This window comes from Clostridium folliculivorans, from assembly GCF_024341905.1.
Taxonomy (GTDB): domain Bacteria; phylum Bacillota; class Clostridia; order Clostridiales; family Clostridiaceae; genus Clostridium_AR; species Clostridium_AR folliculivorans.
The window spans coordinates 1-1,250 of the sequence record NZ_BQXY01000025.1 but is presented as its reverse complement, the minus strand read 5'-3'; the positions used below and the strand labels follow the sequence as shown (position 1 = coordinate 1,250).

1 protein-coding gene is annotated in these 1,250 nt (G+C 35.4%); it reads right to left on the bottom strand.

Annotated features, from left to right (window positions below; all coding sequences use genetic code 11):
- Positions 1-1,233, bottom strand: a 1,233-nt coding sequence (locus tag OCU55_RS23690) for an Ig-like domain-containing protein (protein WP_261854716.1), incomplete at its 3' end; no start/stop codon positions are given.
- Positions 1,234-1,250 lie beyond the last annotated feature (17 nt).

Here is a 1,250-nt window from a genome sequence, read left to right as displayed (position 1 = left end):
TTGATAATTTCCATTAGGATATGCTTTTGTTTCTATGAAATAACTATACCCACCATTTGCAGCATTTTTATATCCGCTATAATAATTTGCTAATGCTGATGTTGGTTCTCCATAATTAGCTTGTCCTACGTAAGTATTATTTAAGTATACTTTTACGTCTCTTACCCCTTCCTTTGCAACACTCCAACCTCTCACATATATTCCATCAGTTAAAGTATCTCCATTTGAAGGTGTATTTATATCCATAGCTGGTGCAGGTTTATTTATTATAACTTTTCTTGTTTGGCTTGATTTTGTTCCGTTATTACCTACAGCCTCAACTAAGAAAACATGCTCTCCAGAACTGTATTTACTTAAGTCTACATAATAGTCGTATCCTGCATTTTTAACATTTGGATAACTAGGAAACGTGTTTGCCAATCCACCTGTAGGCGAACCATAATTAGCTTGTCCTGCATAATTACCATTGTCATATACATTTATTTGCTTTACACCGCTTTTATTAACTGCCCATCCAGTTATTCTAAAATCATCTTTGATGTTTTCATCAATATTAGGATAATTTATATCCATAGCTGGATTCTCTTTTACTATATATAGTGTAAAGTCTTTTCTTATTATTTTACTGTCATTGCCCACGGCTTCCAACGTAAACTTATTCATTCCCTCTGGATAATTGTTTGCATATACAAAATAATCGTAACCTGCATTCGCACTGTTAGCATATGTTCCATATACACCTGTCAGTCCTCCAGTAGGTGCTCCATAGTAAGCTTTTCCTACAAAGTTTCCATTAGCATACACATTTATTTCTTTTATTCCAGCCTTATTTACTGCCCATCCTGTTATGTGAACTCCATCGCCAGTTACCTTATATCCATCATTTGGCCAGTTTATATCCATTGCTGGTCTACTTCTTTGTATTACTACTTTTCTATCTTGGAAGGCTTTACTCCCATCCTTCCCAACAGCTTCTACTCTAACTGTATGATCTCCTACGCTATATTTTAAAGGTTCTATATAGTAATCGTATCCGGCTTTGTCACTATTAGGATATGTAGGATAATAGCTTGCTAAAGATCCAGTTGGCGCTCCGTAATACGCACTTCCATCAAAATTACCATCTACATATACATTTATCTTGTCTATATTTTGTTGACTTACCGCCCATCCTGTGATGTGAAATCCATCCTCTGTTGTTACTCCACTAGCATCTGGATAATTGATATCCATATATGTGCCAGCTTGAG